Origin of the sequence: Xanthobacter sp. NM-59 (assembly GCF_021401125.1) — a bacterium.
Taxonomy (GTDB): domain Bacteria; phylum Pseudomonadota; class Alphaproteobacteria; order Rhizobiales; family Xanthobacteraceae; genus Xanthobacter.
Map to the genome: position 1 here is coordinate 179026 of NZ_JACBFQ010000008.1, position 17105 is coordinate 196130.

The 17105-nt window shown below is 65.4% G+C and carries 18 protein-coding genes; 9 read left to right on the plus strand and 9 right to left on the minus strand.

Translation table 11 applies throughout. The features are described 5' to 3' along the window. Positions 1-9 precede the first annotated feature (9 nt). Positions 10-720 (plus strand): tRNA (guanosine(46)-N(7))-methyltransferase TrmB, encoded by a 711-nt coding sequence (locus L0966_RS15255; RefSeq protein WP_234052807.1) that lies wholly within the window; start codon positions 10-12, stop codon positions 718-720. A gap of 57 nt (positions 721-777) precedes the next feature. Here L0966_RS15255 and L0966_RS15260 read toward each other — a convergent pair whose 3' ends face one another. The 9 genes from L0966_RS15260 to hemE form a co-directional block, all read right to left on the minus strand. Beyond that, the gene (locus L0966_RS15260; protein WP_234052808.1) at positions 778-1656 is read right to left on the minus strand and encodes an NAD-dependent epimerase/dehydratase family protein; all 879 of its coding nucleotides are present in this window, start codon (positions 1654-1656) and stop codon (positions 778-780) included. Between the two features lie 43 nt (positions 1657-1699). Next, positions 1700-2527, minus strand: a complete 828-nt coding sequence (locus tag L0966_RS15265) for a lysophospholipid acyltransferase family protein (protein WP_234052809.1) — start codon at positions 2525-2527, stop codon at positions 1700-1702. Between the two features lie 317 nt (positions 2528-2844). Next, on the minus strand, positions 2845-3222 hold the full coding sequence (locus L0966_RS15270) for a transcriptional repressor (protein ID WP_234052880.1): 378 nt from the start codon (positions 3220-3222) through the stop codon (positions 2845-2847). A gap of 152 nt (positions 3223-3374) precedes the next feature. Then, positions 3375-3845: a GNAT family N-acetyltransferase gene (locus tag L0966_RS15275; RefSeq protein ID WP_234052810.1), complete on the minus strand. Its 471-nt coding sequence runs from the start codon at positions 3843-3845 to the stop codon at positions 3375-3377. Then, on the minus strand, positions 3845-4528 hold the full coding sequence (tsaB, locus tag L0966_RS15280; RefSeq protein WP_234052811.1) for a tRNA (adenosine(37)-N6)-threonylcarbamoyltransferase complex dimerization subunit type 1 TsaB: 684 nt from the start codon (positions 4526-4528) through the stop codon (positions 3845-3847). The genes L0966_RS15275 and tsaB overlap by 1 nt, the downstream gene beginning before the upstream one ends. Before the next feature lie 151 nt (positions 4529-4679). Beyond that, positions 4680-5243 carry a NifU family protein gene (locus tag L0966_RS15285; RefSeq protein ID WP_234052812.1) on the minus strand — a complete coding sequence of 188 codons (564 nt, stop codon included), beginning with the start codon at positions 5241-5243 and terminating at the stop codon, positions 4680-4682. A gap of 189 nt (positions 5244-5432) precedes the next feature. Next, entirely contained in the window at positions 5433-6704 is a 1272-nt protein-coding gene (rho, locus tag L0966_RS15290) for a transcription termination factor Rho (RefSeq protein WP_234052813.1), read from the minus strand. A gap of 259 nt (positions 6705-6963) precedes the next feature. After that, positions 6964-7389: a protoporphyrinogen oxidase HemJ gene (gene hemJ, locus L0966_RS15295; protein WP_234052814.1), complete on the minus strand. Its 426-nt coding sequence runs from the start codon at positions 7387-7389 to the stop codon at positions 6964-6966. A gap of 128 nt (positions 7390-7517) precedes the next feature. Next, the gene (gene hemE, locus L0966_RS15300; RefSeq protein WP_234052815.1) at positions 7518-8564 is read right to left on the minus strand and encodes a uroporphyrinogen decarboxylase; all 1047 of its coding nucleotides are present in this window, start codon (positions 8562-8564) and stop codon (positions 7518-7520) included. 336 nt (positions 8565-8900) lie between these two features. On the opposite strand from hemE, the gene L0966_RS15305 reads away from it, so the two are divergent. The 8 genes from L0966_RS15305 (at position 8901) to rsmG (ending at position 17062) form a co-directional block, all read left to right on the plus strand. Further along, on the plus strand, positions 8901-9755 hold the full coding sequence (locus L0966_RS15305; RefSeq protein WP_234052816.1) for a pyruvate, water dikinase regulatory protein: 855 nt from the start codon (positions 8901-8903) through the stop codon (positions 9753-9755). Between the two features lie 4 nt (positions 9756-9759). Further along, on the plus strand, positions 9760-10374 hold the full coding sequence (locus tag L0966_RS15310) for a Maf family protein (protein ID WP_234052817.1): 615 nt from the start codon (positions 9760-9762) through the stop codon (positions 10372-10374). Continuing rightward, positions 10371-11219: a shikimate dehydrogenase gene (locus tag L0966_RS15315; protein WP_234052818.1), complete on the plus strand. Its 849-nt coding sequence runs from the start codon at positions 10371-10373 to the stop codon at positions 11217-11219. The genes L0966_RS15310 and L0966_RS15315 overlap by 4 nt, the downstream gene beginning before the upstream one ends. 4 nt (positions 11220-11223) lie before the next feature. After that, positions 11224-11829 carry a dephospho-CoA kinase gene (gene coaE / locus L0966_RS15320; RefSeq protein ID WP_234052819.1) on the plus strand — a complete coding sequence of 202 codons (606 nt, stop codon included), beginning with the start codon at positions 11224-11226 and terminating at the stop codon, positions 11827-11829. Between the two features lie 15 nt (positions 11830-11844). Beyond that, complete coding sequence (dnaQ, locus tag L0966_RS15325) at positions 11845-12567, plus strand: DNA polymerase III subunit epsilon (RefSeq protein WP_234052820.1); 723 nt, start codon at positions 11845-11847, stop codon at positions 12565-12567. Between the two features lie 411 nt (positions 12568-12978). After that, the gene (gene mnmE, locus L0966_RS15330; protein ID WP_234052821.1) at positions 12979-14277 is read left to right on the plus strand and encodes a tRNA uridine-5-carboxymethylaminomethyl(34) synthesis GTPase MnmE; all 1299 of its coding nucleotides are present in this window, start codon (positions 12979-12981) and stop codon (positions 14275-14277) included. A 117-nt stretch (positions 14278-14394) separates the two neighbouring features. Further along, a complete protein-coding gene (mnmG, locus tag L0966_RS15335) occupies positions 14395-16320 on the plus strand; it encodes a tRNA uridine-5-carboxymethylaminomethyl(34) synthesis enzyme MnmG (protein WP_234052881.1) in 1926 nt (641 codons plus the stop codon). A gap of 52 nt (positions 16321-16372) precedes the next feature. Next, positions 16373-17062 (plus strand): 16S rRNA (guanine(527)-N(7))-methyltransferase RsmG, encoded by a 690-nt coding sequence (gene rsmG, locus L0966_RS15340; protein WP_234052822.1) that lies wholly within the window; start codon positions 16373-16375, stop codon positions 17060-17062. Positions 17063-17105 lie beyond the last annotated feature (43 nt).

A 17105-nucleotide genomic window follows, 5' to 3' on the forward strand; every position in this document is an offset into this window, starting at 1 on the left:
TGCTCCAGCTTGGCCAATCCCAATATCCGCCCCTCCGCCGCCGACCCCTTGAGCCCCGGCGCCTTCTATGGACGCCGCATCGGCAAGGCCCTGCGCGCGACCCAGCAGGACGCCATGGGCCGCCTGCTGCCCCGCTATCGCTTCAGCCTGGACGAGGCAGAGCGGCCCGCATCCCTGTTTCCCTTCGTTCCGGAGGACCTGTGGCTGGAGATCGGGTTCGGCGGCGGCGAGCATCTCATCGACCATGCGGCGCGCCGCCCGCGCACCGGCTTTCTCGGCGTCGAGCCGTTCATCAACGGCATGGCGCGCATGCTGGTGGATCTGGAGAAGAGCGAGCGCGACAATATTCGCCTGTTCGATGCCGATGCCGCCCTCTTGCTGGAACGCCTGCCCACAGGCGTGCTCGCGGGCGCCGATCTCTTCTATCCCGACCCCTGGCCTAAGAAGCGGCATTGGAAACGCCGTTTCGTGCGGCCGGACAATCTCGATCGCCTTGCCCGCGTGATCCGGCCCGGCGGCCTGTTCCGGGTCGCGTCCGACGTCACCGATTATGTGGGCTGGACGCTGGCCACGGTGCGCGCCCACGGCGCCTTCCGCTGGACCGCCCGCGCCGCGGCCGACTGGACCCAGCCCTATGCCGACTGGCCCGGCACCCGCTACGAGGCGAAAGCCCTCCAGGACGGGCGCATTCCCAGCTATTTGACGTTTGAGCGCATCTAGGCCGTTTCGGTTTCCATCGAGACACCGAACCGGTCCGTACGTCCCCCAGAGGTGCCCCTAGACCGCGCGGCCTTCGCCAGCGGAGGCCAGGGCATCGAGCCCTTCGCGATAGGTGGGGAAGGCCAGCTCCACGCCCAGCTCGTCCTTCAGCCGCCGATTGGACACCCTCTTGCTCGCACCCCAGAAGCTGAGCGCCATGGGCGACATGGTGCGGGCAGCCTCCTCGAACGGCACGATCGGCGGTGGCTCGCACCCCAGCAGCTTCGCGCCATAGATCACCGGTTCGCCGGGCGCGGTGGGCAGGTCGTCCGCCACGTTCAGCACACCGGTGAAGTTTTGCGCCATCACCGCCTCAATCGCGCGGCTGATGTCCTCCACATGGATGCGGTTGAAGACCTGGCCGGCGCGCGCGATGATTTTCGCCTCTCCGGCCGCGAGCTGCGCAAGCACATTGCGACCGGGGCCATAGATGCCCGCGAGACGCAGCACCGCCACGGCCTTGCCGTACCGGCGGCCGAACTCGAACCATGCCGCTTCCGCCTGCAGGCGGCGCTCGAGACGGCCCGTGCCCGCGCGCGGGGGCGTGGCCTCGTCGACCCAGGCGCCGCCATGGTCGCCATAAACACCAAGGGTGGTAAGATAAATCACCTGCCGCAGGCGGCCGCTGCCCAGCACTTCGGCAGCCAGGCGGAGCAGCGGATCGCCAGCTGCATCGGGCGGCGCCGAGGCGATGAGCACATCAGCAGTCGCGAGCGCTTCCGCCAGTTGCGGAGAAAGGGTCTCGCCGTCAAACTGGAAGGCCTGCACATCGCGCGGCATCCGCGCCATGCCCTCCGGTCCACGGGCTGTCGCGATGACACCGGAAAAGGCCGCGCCACGCGTGGTGACGAGGTGGCGGGCGCAATAGCCAAGGCCAACTGCCGCTAGAATGGTCAAGGCCGCTCCCCATTTTCCAAAGGAAATGATTTTATTTTGCCGTCTATATATCCCGGCCGGCAAGGGTCATTGCCAGCTGGCGGCGCACCTGTTCCTCGGCCCCGCGGGTCACGCTCTTGCGGTCGTGGCTCGCGTCGAGCCGCAGCGGCTCCGTAAAGGTCACCTCCACGTCGAGGGCCCCCTGGCGGAGCACCTCGAGGAGATGGGGCGCCAGATCCATATCCCCGAACCAGGTGGCGAGGTGACGCCGGCTGCGCCCCAAAGGCAGCCCCTGCAGCCGCGTGTACGCGACCACCAGCGGCTGAACCACCACTTCGTCGTGGGTCGCGAACACGTCGCGCACCGCCCCCACCAGCGCGGTGCGGAAGGGCAGCACGCGGTTTCCATCGCCGGACGTGCCCTCGGCGAACAACACCACCGGATCGCCATCCACCAGCCGCTCGGCGATCTCCCGATTGACGTCACCGGTGGCGTGTCGCTTCTGCCGGTCGACAAACACGGTGCGCTGGAACTTGGCCAGCAGCCCGATGAGCGGCCAGCTGGCCACCTCGCTCTTGGCCACGAAGAACAGCGGCGTCAGCGACCCGATCACCGAGATATCGAGCCAGGACGTATGGTTGGACAGGATCAGAAGGGGCCGGTGCGGATCCGCGGCGCCCTTCACCTTGACCCGCACGCCGAGGGCCCGCAGCACGATGCGGTGGTAGAGCATGGGAATGACGCGCCGGCTCGGCAGGCCCATGCGCAGCGACAGCCACTGCAGCGGAATGCCAATGGCGGTCACGACCCCGATGCCGGCCATCACCGCGCCCATGCGCAGGCCATCCAGCAGCCGCGTGGCGATCGGGCATTCCGGGCCGAGATCCGGCACACCTTCGCGTTTCCGGCGTGCCCGGGCGGGTGGATCGAGCTCGGGCAGTGCCTGTGGCACAACGGCGGAAGGGCCCCGCCTGCGTTCCATCATTTTCGCCTCGCCGCGCCGGTGCAGCCTGAAGCGTGCGTGAATCGCCTGGAAAAAGGCGTTTCAGCGCTTCATCACGCTGCAATGCCCGGTGCAAAAGCCGCAATTCGGCTTGCCTGAAAACTCACGAGAGCAGCCCCGACTTCACTGCAGCAGGGCCCTGCTCCAACTTGGTGAAGTGCGCGTTTTTCCCGTGCGATCCGCACCCCGCTTCGCGCGAAAGCGCTCTATTTGTCGTCATCCAGCGGCACGGCATAAAGCTCTAGCCGGTGGCCCCGCAGCTTGAAGCCCAGCTTGCGGGCAATTTCTTCCTGCAGCTTCTCGATTTCCTCCGAGCGGAATTCGATCACCTTGCCGGTTTTCATGTCGATGAGGTGGTCGTGATGCTCGTCGGGCATCTGCTCGTAACGAGCACGGCCATCGCCGAAGTCGTGCCGCTCGATGATGCCGGCATCCTCCAGCATCTTCACTGTCCGATAGACCGTGGAGATGGAGATGTTGTCGTCGATGGCCGAGGCGCGCCGATGCAGCTCTTCCACGTCCGGATGATCTTCCGCGCCGGAGAGAACCCGCGCGATCACGCGACGCTGCTCGGTCATCCGCATGCCCTTGGCCAGGCACGCTTCCTCGATGACACTGATTTTTCCGCTCAAGCGGCACCTCCGGGATGTCGGCGCGACATGAACGCCTTATCGCCCTGCGAACGCTTTGCCGCAAGAGGGTCTCGCCCGTCGCGATGCGCCTGCGACCGAAGCCCTCAGAAGTCGCGCCGCAGCAACAGGGCGTCGGTTCCCCGATAATAGCCCTTGCGGCGGCCGACCTGTTGATAACCCGTCCGCGCATAGAGTTTTAGCGCGGGCTCGTTGCCTTCCTCAACCTCAAGGAAGGAGGTCGTCACGCCTTCCGCGGCGAGGCGCGCGAGGTGGTAGCCCAAAAGCTCGCGCCCAAGGCCCCGATTACGGGCGTCACTCGTCACCGCGATGGAGAGAACCTCCGCTTCGGGCACCACCACATGGGAGAGCACGAAACCCAGCAGCGCGCCGCGACCGCCGGCGCTCGCCACATGGGCGCGGGCGGCCTGCTCCGACAGCAGGCGCTCGAACTCCTGCTGTGCCCAGCCCTGGGCGAAGCAGGCGCCATGGAGCGTCGCGAGGTCCGCTGCGTCGTCCACCGTGGCGGCGCGCAGCGAAGGCGGAGTTGCGGGGAAGAAATAGTCGATCAGGGACATTATCGGCGCGCGATGCGGGCTTTGTCCTGCGGCTTGGCATCCGGCGGCCGCAAATAGAGGGGTTTGGCTTCCGCCGCCTCCGGGTTCGCCGCCACGCCAAGGCGCGCCACCCAGGCCACATCGGGAGCGGGCACCTCATCCACCGAAACCGGGGCAGCTTCCCCCGCGGGCCACGCCTCGGCCAGAACTGCGGCGCCAGAACCCACCAGCCGGGCCGGGCCGATGGCCACCGCCCGCGCCGCCTCGCGCACCGAAGTCACCTTGGGTGCGATAAGGGTTCGTCCGCCAACCCCGAACATCTGCAAGAACACGTGGCCATGCTTGGCATCAATGGCGCTCACCACCGGCACGGCATCATCCATGGCCAGGAACGGCGCGGCGAGCGCGGCAAGGGTCGTCACGCCCACCACCGGGCGGTTCACGGTGAGCCCGAAGCCGCGGGCGGCCGAAAGGCCGACGCGCAACCCGGTGAAGCTGCCCGGACCTACGGTGACCGCGATGCGCCCGAGATGCTCGAAATCGAGCCCGGCATCACCCATCACCCGTTCCACCAGAGGAATGAGGTGCTCGGCGTGCCCGCGTTCCATGAGCAGCGAATCACCGGCCACGATGCTGTCGCTCTCGGCGTCGAGCACCGCTGCGGAACACGCTGAAAGCGCTGTATCTATGGCCAGGACGAACATGAACGCAAAAGCCCCTCTTGCCGCCACGATTGCCTGAATCCGGCGCAAACGGAAGGGGACCCGCCCCGCTCACCTTGCCAAAAGGTTAATTTCGGAGCCGGACGGCAACACCCGGCTCCCTCCGACGCGAACAGGATACCGGCGCGCCCGCTCAGGCCGCCTGCACTTCGCGGATTTCCGGCACGAAGTGCTTCAGCAAATTTTCCACGCCGTTCTTCAGCGTGGCGGTGGACGACGGGCAGCCGGAGCAGGAGCCCTTCATGTTGAGGTACACCACGCCATCCTTGAAGCCGCGGAAGGTGATATCCCCGCCGTCATTGGCCACCGCCGGGCGCACGCGCGTATCCAGCAGCTCCTTGATGGTGGCGACGATTTCCTCGTCGGCGCGGTCGTAGAACTCATCGCCGTGGTCGTTGGCGTCAAGGGCCACGCCCTCCGCCACGATGGGCGCGCCAGACATGAAGTGCTCCATGATGGCGCCGAGAATGGCCGGCTTCATCTGCCGCCAATCACCCTGCGTCTTGGTCACCGTCACGAAATCCGGGCCCAGCATCACGCCATCCACGCCTCGCACCTCGAACAGGCGCTGCGCCAGCGGCGACATGCCGGCATCTTCGGCGCTGCGCACGTCAAGCACGCCCTCGCCCAAAACCGGGCGGCCGGGCAGGAACTTGAGGGTGGCGGGATTGGGGGTGGCTTCAGTCTGAATGAACATGGCCTGATCCTGAAAAAACGGGGGGCCGGCAACGCCGGCTTCTGAGGATGAAGATAGGTCTTCCCCCCGCAATGCGAAAGGCCGGCCTCGGGGGATGTCCGGAGTTGACAATCCCGAGGCCGGCCTTGGTTCGCGACAGCCCGGCACGTCCGTGCCGGACGGCCAAGTGTTCATCTGAGGTCTTAATCCTCAGGTGTTCATGGAGTCGAAGAAGTCCTGGTTGGTCTTCGTCTGCCGCAGCTTGTCGAGCAGGAACTCGATAGCGTCCACGGTGCCCATGGGGTTCAGGATGCGGCGCAGCACATACATCTTCTTGAGCGTGTCGCTGGGAACCAGCAGCTCTTCCTTGCGGGTGCCGGACCGGGTGATGTCGATGGCCGGGAACACGCGCTTGTCGGACACCTTGCGGTCGAGGATGACCTCGGAATTGCCGGTGCCCTTGAACTCTTCGAAGATCACCTCATCCATGCGCGACCCGGTCTCGATGAGCGCCGTGGCGATGATGGTGAGGGAGCCGCCTTCCTCGATATTGCGCGCGGCGCCGAAGAAGCGCTTGGGGCGCTGCAAAGCGTTGGCGTCCACACCGCCGGTGAGCACCTTGCCCGAGGACGGCACGACCGTGTTGTAGGCACGGCCCAGGCGTGTGATGGAATCCAGCAGGATCACCACATCGCGGCCATGCTCCACCAGCCGCTTGGCCTTCTCGATGACCATTTCCGCCACCTGCACATGGCGGGCGGCGGGCTCGTCGAAGGTGGAGGAGATCACCTCGCCCTTCACCGAGCGCTGCATGTCCGTCACTTCCTCCGGCCGCTCGTCGATGAGCAGCACGATGAGGTAGCATTCGGGATGGTTGGCGGTGATGGACTTGGCGATGTTCTGCAGCAGCACCGTCTTGCCGGTGCGCGGCGGCGCCACGATGAGGCCGCGCTGGCCCTTACCGATGGGCGCCACCACATCGATGATGCGCGGCGAGAAGTCCTTCTTGCCGCCGCCGGTATCCTCGTGCTCGAGCTTGAGCCGCTCGTCGGGATAAAGTGGCGTGAGATTGTCGAAATTGATCTTGTGGCGGGTCTTCTCAGGGTCTTCGAAATTGATCGTATTGACCTTGAGCAGCGCGAAATAGCGCTCGCCCTCCTTGGGAGAGCGGATCTGCCCTTCCACCGTGTCGCCCGTGCGCAGGCCGAAGCGGCGGATCTGCGAGGGGGAGACGTAAATGTCGTCCGGACCCGGCAGGTAATTGGCTTCCGGAGAACGCAGGAAGCCGAAGCCGTCCTGCAGCACCTCCACCACGCCTTCGCCGATGATCTCGGTTTCGCTCAATGCCAGCTGCTTCAGGATGGCGAACAGCAGCTCCTGCTTGCGCAGAGTGCTCGCATTCTCCACCTCGTTCTCCTCGGCAAAGGCGAGCAGCTCGACAGGCGTTTTGGATTTCAGGTCTTGAAGTTTTACTTCCCGCATATGGGAAAGCCTCGATTAAGGTCTTGATGAGTCGGTTCGCGAGGGCCCGCGAGCCAGACATGTGAGGAAGGAAACGGGGAATCGCAGGTCTTCAGGAGTCGCCGGAGCGAGGGCTTCCGCCTGACGCGCGCGCTTGAGCCACGATGGATGAACCCAGGACCCAAGCCTCAGCCAGCGCGTTTGCCTGCGTTGAGGAAAGTACCGGGAGGATAGGCACACCACGCGCGGTGTGCAAGTCCCTCCTTCGGATAAAGCATCATCAAAACGGCTTAACCACCACAAGGATGACGATGCCGATCATCAGCAGCGTCGGCACTTCGTTGGCGATGCGGTAGAATTTCGCCGGCCGCTGGTTCGCATCGGCGGCGAAGTCGCGCACCCAGCGGGCCTGGAAGCCGTGCACCGCCGACATGGCCAGCACCAATGCCAGCTTGGCGTGGAACCAGCCGTCCGTATACCAGCCCCCCTCATAGGCCAAAAACAAGCCGGCCAGCCAGGTGACCACCATGGCGGGGGTGGAGATGGCCTTCAAAAGCCGCCGTTCCATGACCTTGAAGGTCTCGGACTGGGCCGAACCCTTCGGGGCCATGGCGTGATAGACGAACAGGCGCGGCATGTAGAGCAGCGCCGCCATCCAGGCGATGACGGCCATGATGTGCAAGGCCTTGATCCACAGATAGAGCATGGCTGCTCCTCGATTGCTTGGCCAACTGAGACCGCTTCAGCCGTTCATGGAAACGCAGAAGCGATCGATCCGTTTGTTCCGGCGCGTGTCCTTCACGCAAACCGGCTCCCGCGCCGCTTGGAAGCGCTTCAGAACGCCGCGCGCACCGCGGCCACCAGCGCGTCCACATGGGCGAGCGGGGTTTCGGGGCGGATGCCGTGGCCGAGATTGAAGATGTGACGGCAGCCGGCAAAATCCGCGCGGATCCGCCGGACTTCATCCTCCAGGGCCGCGCCGCCGGCGATCAGGCGCAGCGGGTCCAGATTGCCTTGCAGTGCCACGCGGGCGCCGAGCCGAGCGCGGGCGGCAGAGCGATCCGCGGTCCAGTCGAGCCCCACGGCGGTGATACCCACCTGGGCAAGGCGTTCCAGGGCTTCCATGCTGGCGCCCTTGGGGAAGGCGATGACCCGCACATGGGGGTGCTCCGCCTTCAGCCCTTCAACGATGCGCTTCAGCGGCTCCACGCACCACAGCTCGAAGGAGAGGGGATCGAGCACGCCGGACCAGGTGTCGAAAATCTGCACCGCGTCGGCACCCGCGCGCACCTGAGCCGACAGATGGGTGATGGACGCTTCCACCAGCCGGTCGATGAGCGCCTGGAACACCGCCGGCTCGCGCAGCGCCAATAGCCGGGCCGGCGCCTGGTCGGCAGTGCCCTGCCCCGCCACCATGTAGGTGGCCACCGTCCATGGCGCGCCGCAGAAGCCGATCAGCGCCACTTCCAGAGGGAGCTCGGCGCGCACCGCCGCGACCGCTTCGTAGACCGGCTCGGTCCGCGCGGGGTCGAGCCGATCGGGCAAGGCGGCAATGCGCGCGGCATTGTCCACCGGCTCCAGGCGCGGCCCCTCTCCGGCGGTAAAGGTGAGGCCGACGCCGAGCGCGTGGGGCACCACCAGAATGTCCGAAAAGATGATGGCCGCGTCGAAACCGTAGCGGCGGATGGGCTGGAGCGTCACCTCGGCGGCGAGCTTGGGCGTGTAGCACAGGGTGAGGAAGTCCCCGGCTATGGCCCGCACCTCGCGATATTCGGGAAGGTAGCGGCCGGCCTGTCGCATCATCCAGAGCGGAGGCGGGTTCAGCGGAGTTCCGTCCAGGACGGCGAGAAAGGGCGATCGCGTCGCCGGAGAGCGGCTCATCCCATGCCTACAATCAATGAGAGTCTTATTTAAAGAGAGAGTCTTTAGAGTCTTTACGGTTGATTAACCAGTCGCAGCGCCATCGACAACCAATCCACACGCCATCCCGATTCAGATACCGCATTTGCCGCACCCGCGAGGGCCGGCGGAGGCCGGTTAACAAAGGATTAACGCGGGAGGTGGCATGAGATATTCACATTGGCCCACAGGAGGGGTTCTGAATCTCTCCTTTCGAGTCGAAATGTGGATGGCGATGCCCCCTTTCCCCAGGCCGATCTTGCGTCGGCGAAGGGAGCGTGCCTTCTTCAACAGCCTTCCACAGCGGTGGTGGATAAAGTGACGCCCACGAGAGCTCCGAGCGAAAGCTATTTTCACCTGCATCTGGTGTCCGACGCGACGGGCGAGACCCTCATCACCGTGGGCCGCGCGGCCTGCGCCCAGTATGCGAACGTGCTCGCCATCGAGCATGTTTATCCGCTGATCCGCTCCATGAAGCAGCTGGACCGGGTGCTGAGCGAGATCGAGGCCAATCCGGGCATCGTGCTCTACACGCTGGTCGACAACGAGATCCGCTCCAAGCTCAAGCAGAGCTGCCAGGACCTGGGCGTGCCCTATCTGTCGGTCATGGCGCCCATCGTGCGGCTGTTCCAATCCTATCTCGGCGGCGAGCCGACGCCGCGCATCGGCGGGCAGCACTCTCTTGATGCGGGCTATTTCAAGCGCATCGACGCGCTGAATTTCACCGTCATGCACGATGACGGGCAGATGACCGACGATCTAGAGAATGCGGATGTCGTCCTTCTGGGCGTGTCGCGCACTTCGAAGACGCCGACCTCCATCTATCTCGCCAATCGCGGCATCAAGACCGCCAATATCCCGCTGGTGCCGAATGTTCCGCTGCCGCCGGGGATGGAGCTGCTGAAGAAGCCGCTTCTGGTGGGTCTGGTGGCGAGCCCGGAGCGCATCGTCGAGATCCGCCAGAACCGCCTTCTGGGGCTGAATGCGGCGGACACAGGTACCTCCTATACGGACCGGCAGGCAGTTTCGGAGGAAATCGCCTTCTGCCGCCGCTTGTGCGCGCGCAACGGCTGGCCCCTCATCGACGTCACCCGCCGGTCCATCGAGGAAACGGCGGCCACCATCCTGGCGCTGTTCAATGAGCGTCGCCGCAGAGCCATCGCCGAGACCTGAGATAATGGAAAACAAGACCCTGTGGCGCGGCGAGCAGTCGCTGGTGCTGGCCTCGAAAAGCGCCACCCGCTTGAGCCTTCTGGTGCATGCCGGAATGCCGGTGGAAACCGTGTCCATCGACGTCAATGAGCGTGCGCTCCAGGCCGAGGCGCGGGAACTTGATCCCAGCCGCATCGCGTTGATGCTGGCGCGGGCGAAGGCCGCGGCTGGCGCGGTGGCGGCGCCGGGACGCGTGGTGCTGGGCGCCGACCAGACCCTGGCTCTTGGTAGCGAGATTTTTCACAAGCCGCAGACGGTGGAGGCCGCCCGGGCCCAGCTCATGAGCCTGTCCGGTAAGACCCATGCGCTGCATTCGGCGGTGACGGTGGTGATCGACGGAGAGCTGGCGTTCGAGACGGTGGTGAACGCTTATCTCACCATGCGCACCCTCACGCAGGACATGCTGGATACCTATCTGGCGGCGGCGGGACAGAGGGTGCTGACCTCGGTGGGGGCCTATCAGCTTGAATCGGTGGGTGTTCATCTCTTCACCAAGGTGGAGGGCGACCACTTCACCATTCTGGGGCTGCCGCTGCTGCAGCTGCTGCCTTTCTTCCGCGAGCGGGGCATGTTGCCGTGACCATTCGTGCGTGCGTCACCGGGTTTCCCATCGCCCATTCCCGTTCGCCTTTGCTGCATGGCTATTGGCTGGCCCATTACAAGATTGATGGCACCTACGGCCGGGAAGAGGTTCAGCCGGCGGACGCGGCGGCGTTTTACCGCAGCCTGGGCGAGCGCGGCTATGTGGGCTGCAACGTGACGCTGCCGAACAAGGAGACGGCGTTCTCTGTTCTCGATGAGGCGGACGAGAGCGCGGCTGCCCTGGGCGCGGCGAACACGCTGTGGCTGGAAGGCGGGCGGCTCCATGGCGCCAATACGGATGGCTATGGCTTCCTGGCCAATCTCGATGCCGGTGCGCTGGGGTGGGATGGGCGGCGGGGAAGCGTGGTGGTCGTTGGGGCCGGCGGCGCCTCCCGTGCCGTTGTCCACGCATTGGTCAGTCGCGGTTTCGAGCGGATCATGCTCGCCAATCGTACCCTGTCGCGGGCGGAGGCGGTGGCAGCGCCCTATGGCGGACGGGTGCGGCCGCTGGCGCTTTGCGATGTGGGGGGAGCGCTCGCCGACGCAGATCTGGTGGTGAATTGCACCTCCCTCGGCATGAAGGGCTCCGATCCGCTGGATCTTGATCTTCGGCCCCTGCGGGCGGACGCGGTGGTGACGGATATCGTCTACGTTCCCTTGAAGACGCCGTTTTTGCAGGCGGCTGAGGCGCGCGGCCTGCGCACCGTGGATGGGCTGGGAATGCTGCTGCACCAGGGCGTTCCCGGCTTTGAGCGCTGGTTCGGCGTGCGGCCGCAGGTCACGTCCGGCTTGCGGGACGTGCTGGTGGCGGACCTGAAGGCGAAGGGCCAGTTGGAGGCGTGACGCCATGTGGATTCTCGGGCTTACGGGTTCCATCGGCATGGGCAAATCCGCGACCGCTGCCATGTTCCGCAGCCTTGGCGCGCCGGTGCATGACGCGGACGCCGCCGTGCACAGCCTCTATCGGGGAGATGCGGTGGAGCCGGTGGAGGCCGCCTTTCCCGGTGTGGTTCGGGATGGGATCATCGACCGCGCTGCGCTGGCGGGGCGGGTTCTGAACGATCCGCAGGCCATGGCGCGACTGGAAGCCATCGTTCACCCTTTGGTGTGGGCGCAGGAGAAGGCGTTTCTGGATCGGGCGCGGGAGAGTGGCGCGCGGCTCTGTGTCCTCGACATTCCTCTTCTGTTTGAGACGGGCGCCATGGGGCGAACCCATGCGGTGGCGGTGGTGAGTGCGCCACCGGAGGTGCAGCGCGGCCGTGTGCTGGACCGGCCTGGGATGACGATGGAAAAGTTCGAGGCCATCCTGGCAAAGCAGATGCCCGATGCGGAGAAGCGCCGGCGGGCTCATTTCATCATCGATACGGGACGCGGCTTCGAGGCGGCACGCCACCAGGTGGCGGGCATCATGCGCGCCTTGAGCGGACCCGGGCGGCGGCGGCCGCAGATCTGACGAAGGAAGACCACCATGCGGGAGATCGTGCTCGACACCGAAACCACGGGCCTTGAGGCCAATGGGGGTGACCGGCTGGTGGAAATCGGCTGCGTGGAGATGGTCAACCGCATCCTCACCGGCACGGTCTATCACGTCTACATCAATCCCGAACGGGACATGCCGCAGGAGGCCTTCAACGTGCATGGCCTCTCCAGCGAGTTCCTGTCGGACAAGCCGGTGTTTGCCGCCGTGGCGGACGAGTTCCTGGAATTCATCGCCGACGACACGCTGGTCATCCACAATGCCGCGTTCGACATCGGCTTTCTGAATGCGGAGCTCGCGCGGCTCGGTCGACCGGCAATTTTGCGTGATCGGGTTGTGGATACGCTCGCGCTGGCGCGGCGCAAGCACCCGGGTGCGAGCAACAGGCTCGACGACCTGATGAACCGCTACGGCATCGACAGCTCCCGCCGGGTGAAGCACGGGGCACTGCTCGATGCGGAGCTTCTTGCCGAGGTCTATAGCGAGTTGCTCGGTGGCCGGCAGGCAAGTCTTATCGGCCTAGTGCAGGAAGAGAGTGAGGCGCCGCGGCTGGTGGTGGAGGCTAAGGCCGCCCGCCCGCGACCCACCGCTCTGCCGCCCCGGGTGAGCGCGGACGAAGCCGAAGCGCATGCGGCGTTCGTCGCGGCGTTGGGGGAGAAGGCACTCTGGCTCAAATACGCGCCCGGTGGCGACGGCGAGGTCAGCCAGAGCTGAAACACCTCAGCACAACCGGCGGCGCATCTAATAGGTGTGTTTTTCTGATATTGCCCGAAAAAGTCGATCGAATAGGAACGCCTCTGGCGGCAAGATCGCAACGAATTCGATGTCTGCGTCGCGGAGACCAGGATTGCCGCCTGTGACGGTCTTATTCGATTTGAGGGTATATGGCCTAAGATCGCGGCTGCGGATCAGGAAATTGAGGGGCATTCCGCCGTCATTGCCGATCTCAGCGGTTATCCCAGCGTCACGGCATGGCGGCCACGCAAGTTCGCGGTCATCGGGACGAAGATCGGTTCGGAGGGTTGTCATTGCGGGACAGGATCCGAGAAGGATCGACGGATCCCGGTTGGCTGCACGACCCTTTGCACTGTTACTCGGTGTTTCTTGAAACTGGAGCGAGGGACCATGGCGGCCGATTCGATCTTTGCCCTGTCGTCTGGCCGGCTTCCTTCCGGGGTCGCGGTGGTGCGCATCTCCGGTCCTGCTGCGCGGAATGCTCTGCTGGCTCTGTGTGGCGAAGTGCCGGCGGCGCGACAGGCACGCTATGGCGCTCTGCGCGACCCCCGCCGGGGCGAAGTGCTGGACCGCGGCTTGCAGCTCTTCTTCCCTGCCCCGGCGAGCGCGACGGGTGAGGACATTGCAGAACTGCATCTGCATGGCGGTCGTGCCGTGGTGGCGGCTGTTCTCTCGGCGCTGTCCGCGGTGCCAGGTTTGCGGCCGGCGGAGGCTGGAGAGTTCACGCGGCGGGCGCATGCAAACGGCAAGCTGGACCTATCCGAGGTGGAGGGCTTGGCCGACCTCATCGCGGCTGAAAGCGAGGCGCAACGCCGGCAGGCTCTGGCCCAGGCTTCCGGGGCTTTGTCGCGGCGGGTGGAAAACTGGCGTGGCGCTCTGCTCTGGGCGCTGGCCATGACGGAAACGGGGCTCGACTTCGCCGATGAGGGAGATGTCGAAGACCGCTTGAAGGACGATGTACGGCAAGCCCTGGCGCCCGTGGTCGCGGATATGGAAGCGGCCTTGAGGGATTCGCAGCGGGGTGAGCGGGTTCGCGATGGGGTCACCATCGCCATCGCCGGGCCGCCGAATGCGGGAAAATCAAGCTTGCTGAATCGGCTGGCGGGACGGGATGTCGCGATCGTTTCGCCCATCGCCGGGACGACCCGGGATGTGCTGGAAGTGCATCTGGAGCTTTCCGGCCAATCGGTGCTGCTGCTCGATACGGCGGGTCTGCGTGAGACCGCCGATCAGGTGGAGAGCGAAGGCGTGCGACGCGCTCTCGCCCGAGCGGAGGAAGCTCAGCTCGTGCTCTGGCTTTCGGATGATGCGGCGCCCCCTCCACCAGGGCTGGGTCACGCGGTTCTGGTTCGGAGCAAGATGGATCTTGGGGGCGTGTGCCCTTCGGGGTGGATTGCGCTGTCGACCAATGAGGAAGCCGGCCTCGAAGCTCTGTTGGGTGTCGTCTGTGGCTTGCTCGAAGCGCTGGTTGGAGGCGAGCCGGCATTGATCACGCGGGAGCGGCAACGCCGTGCGCTGGATTTGGCGCTGGGCTATCTGAGGGCGGTGGTGGAAAACCCTTGGGTCAGCGACGAACTTCAGGCGGAGGAATTGCGATTGGCCGCACGAGCGCTGGATCGCACCATTGGGCGTATCGACGTTGAGGACGTTCTGGAGCACATCTTCTCCACCTTCTGTATCGGGAAGTAGCAGTGCGTGGGCGCCGACCATCGGCTGTTTCACGTGAAACATCGCGCCCCGCCAAATGCGGATTTGATCGAGCGACCGCTTGACGCGCAGCTGCCAACGGCGTTTCCAAGACTCATGATGAACAAATCCGAGCCCTGCGCTCTCTTGCCTGGTGAGACCGGGAGCACGTTTGACGTGGTGGTGGTCGGCGGCGGCCACGCCGGCTGCGAAGCAGCGGCCGCTGCAGCGCGGGCCGGCGCGCGGACTGCGCTTGTAACCCACGATGCGCGGACTGTCGGTGCAATGTCGTGCAACCCCGCGATTGGTGGGCTCGGCAAGGGCCATCTAGTGCGGGAGATTGATGCGCTGGACGGCCTCATGGGGCGCGTGGCGGATGCCGGCGGCATTCAGTTCCGGGTGCTTAATCGCCGGAAGGGGCCGGCCGTGCGGGGCCCGCGGGCACAGGCGGACCGGAAGCTGTATGCCCGCGCGATGCAGCAGGCGCTGCGGGAAACCTCTGGTCTGGTGATCCTGGAAGGAGAGGCGGACGACCTTGAGGTGCAGGCTGGGCAGCTGGTGGCCGTGCGGCTGGCGGACGGGCGGCGCCTGACGACGGGAGCGGCGGTGCTCACGACGGGCACCTTCCTCAACGGCCTTATCCATATGGGCGATGTCAGCTTCCCAGCCGGACGGATCGGTGAAAAGCCCGCCCTCGGCCTCTCCCCTGCCCTCACCCGCCTGGGCTTGACCCTGGGCCGTCTGAAGACCGGCACGCCGGCGCGGCTCGACGGGCGTACCATCGATTGGGCAAGCCTCGAGATGCAGGCGGGCGATGACCCGCCCGAGCCCTTTTCCGCCCTCACCACTGTGCTTCCAAATCCGCAGGTTCAGTGTGGCATCACCCGGACGACGGCGCGCACCCATGAGCTGATCCGTGCGAACCTGTCTCGATCCGCCATGTACTCCGGCCGCATTGAAAGCACCGGCCCGCGTTACTGTCCGTCCATTGAGGACAAGATCGTCCGGTTCGGCGACCGTGATGGGCACCAGATCTTCCTGGAGCCGGAGGGACTGGATGACGATACGGTTTATCCCAATGGGCTCTCGACCTCGCTTCCGGAGGACGTGCAGCACGCATTTCTGAGGACGATCCCGGGGCTGGAGCAGGTCCGCGTGCTGCGCCCTGGCTACGCGATTGAATACGACCATGTTGATCCACGCGAGCTGGCGTCCACGCTCGAGACGCGGGGGGTGAAAGGGCTTTTTCTGGCGGGCCAGATCAACGGCACGACCGGATATGAGGAAGCGGCGGCGCAGGGCCTTCTGGCTGGCCTGAATGCCGCGCGGCGCGCGGGCGGCCAGGATGGCATCCAGCTGGACCGGGCGACGGCCTATCTGGGTGTGATGGTGGATGATCTGGTAATGCGCGGTGTCAGCGAGCCATACCGCATGTTCACCTCGCGCGCGGAATATCGGCTGACGCTGCGGACCGACAACGCGGATCAGAGGCTGACGGCTTTTGGCGAGCGACTGGGGCTGGTTGGCCAAGAGCGGTCGCGCGTGTATGCGGCGCGGCAGGCCCGGCTGGCGGAGGGGCTCCATCTCACACGATCGCTGAGCCTCACGCCGAACGAGGCCGCGCGCCAAGGCCTGAACCTGAACAAGGACGGTCTGCGGCGCACGGCGTTCGACCTTCTGGCGTATCCGGACGTGGACATGAAACGCCTTGCGGGGATCTGGCCGGAGCTTCGCGGCCTTGATGTCGGGATCGCGGAACAGATTGAGGTGGACGCGAAATACGCTGTCTATCTGGAGCGGCAGGCGGCAGATATTGCGGTGTTGCGACGTGACGAAGGGCTGCGGCTGCCGGAGGAGCTTGCGTATGACACGCTGCCAGGCCTATCCAATGAGCTGAAGCAGAAGCTCGCGCGCGTGCGCCCTGGCACAGTTGGTCAGGCGGGACGTATTGAGGGCATGACTCCGGCGGCGCTCGCCTTGCTGGCGACACATGCCCGACGTGGGGTGGGGTCTTCTGCAAAGGCAGCCGTGAAGGATCTTGGCTGAATCGCTCCACACGGAAAGGTGCAAGGGCTTGGCGCGGGAGAGGGACGTCGGCATGGACGACTTGGCGCAGCAACGGCGCGTGCGAGAGTCTGTTTCACGTGAAACATTCGAGCGACTCGCGCTTCTCGTCGAGCTGCTGACCAAGTGGCAAAGGACGATCAATCTCGTCGCCCCTGCCACCCTGCCCCAAGTCTGGCGCCGGCATATTGCCGACTCCCTCCAGGTGGTCGAGCTCGCTCCGCCCACCGCACGCATTTGGGTGGATCTTGGATCCGGCGGCGGCTTTCCGGGCCTTGTTGTCGCCGCTGTCCTGGCGGACCGTGAGGGTGCGCAGGTGCACCTTGTTGAGAGCGATACGCGAAAGGCGGCATTTCTGCGCGAAGCCAGCCGCCTCGCGCGCTTGCCGGTCGAGGTTCACGCGCAGCGCATCGAAAAGGTGGCCTCTGTGCTCGCCGCGGGTTGCGATGTTGTCTCGGCCCGCGCCCTTGCACCCCTGCCTAAACTTCTGGACCTTGCCGCTCCCTTCCTTGCAGCCGGCGCGCTTGGCGTCTTTCTGAAGGGGAAGGATGCAACGCGCGAATTGACCGACGCGGCCAAAGGCTGGACACTCGAGGTCGAGCTCGCCCCCAGCCACACGGATCCCGATGGGAGAATCGTGGTGGTGAAGGGTGCGAAACCTAAGGCTGAAGCGGGCGAAACAGGCTTTTCCGCCGCCGCTCGGCCGGACACGCAGAACCGCTGATTCGGTCTGCCGCTGCTGATATCTGATTCGATTTGATCGAGGA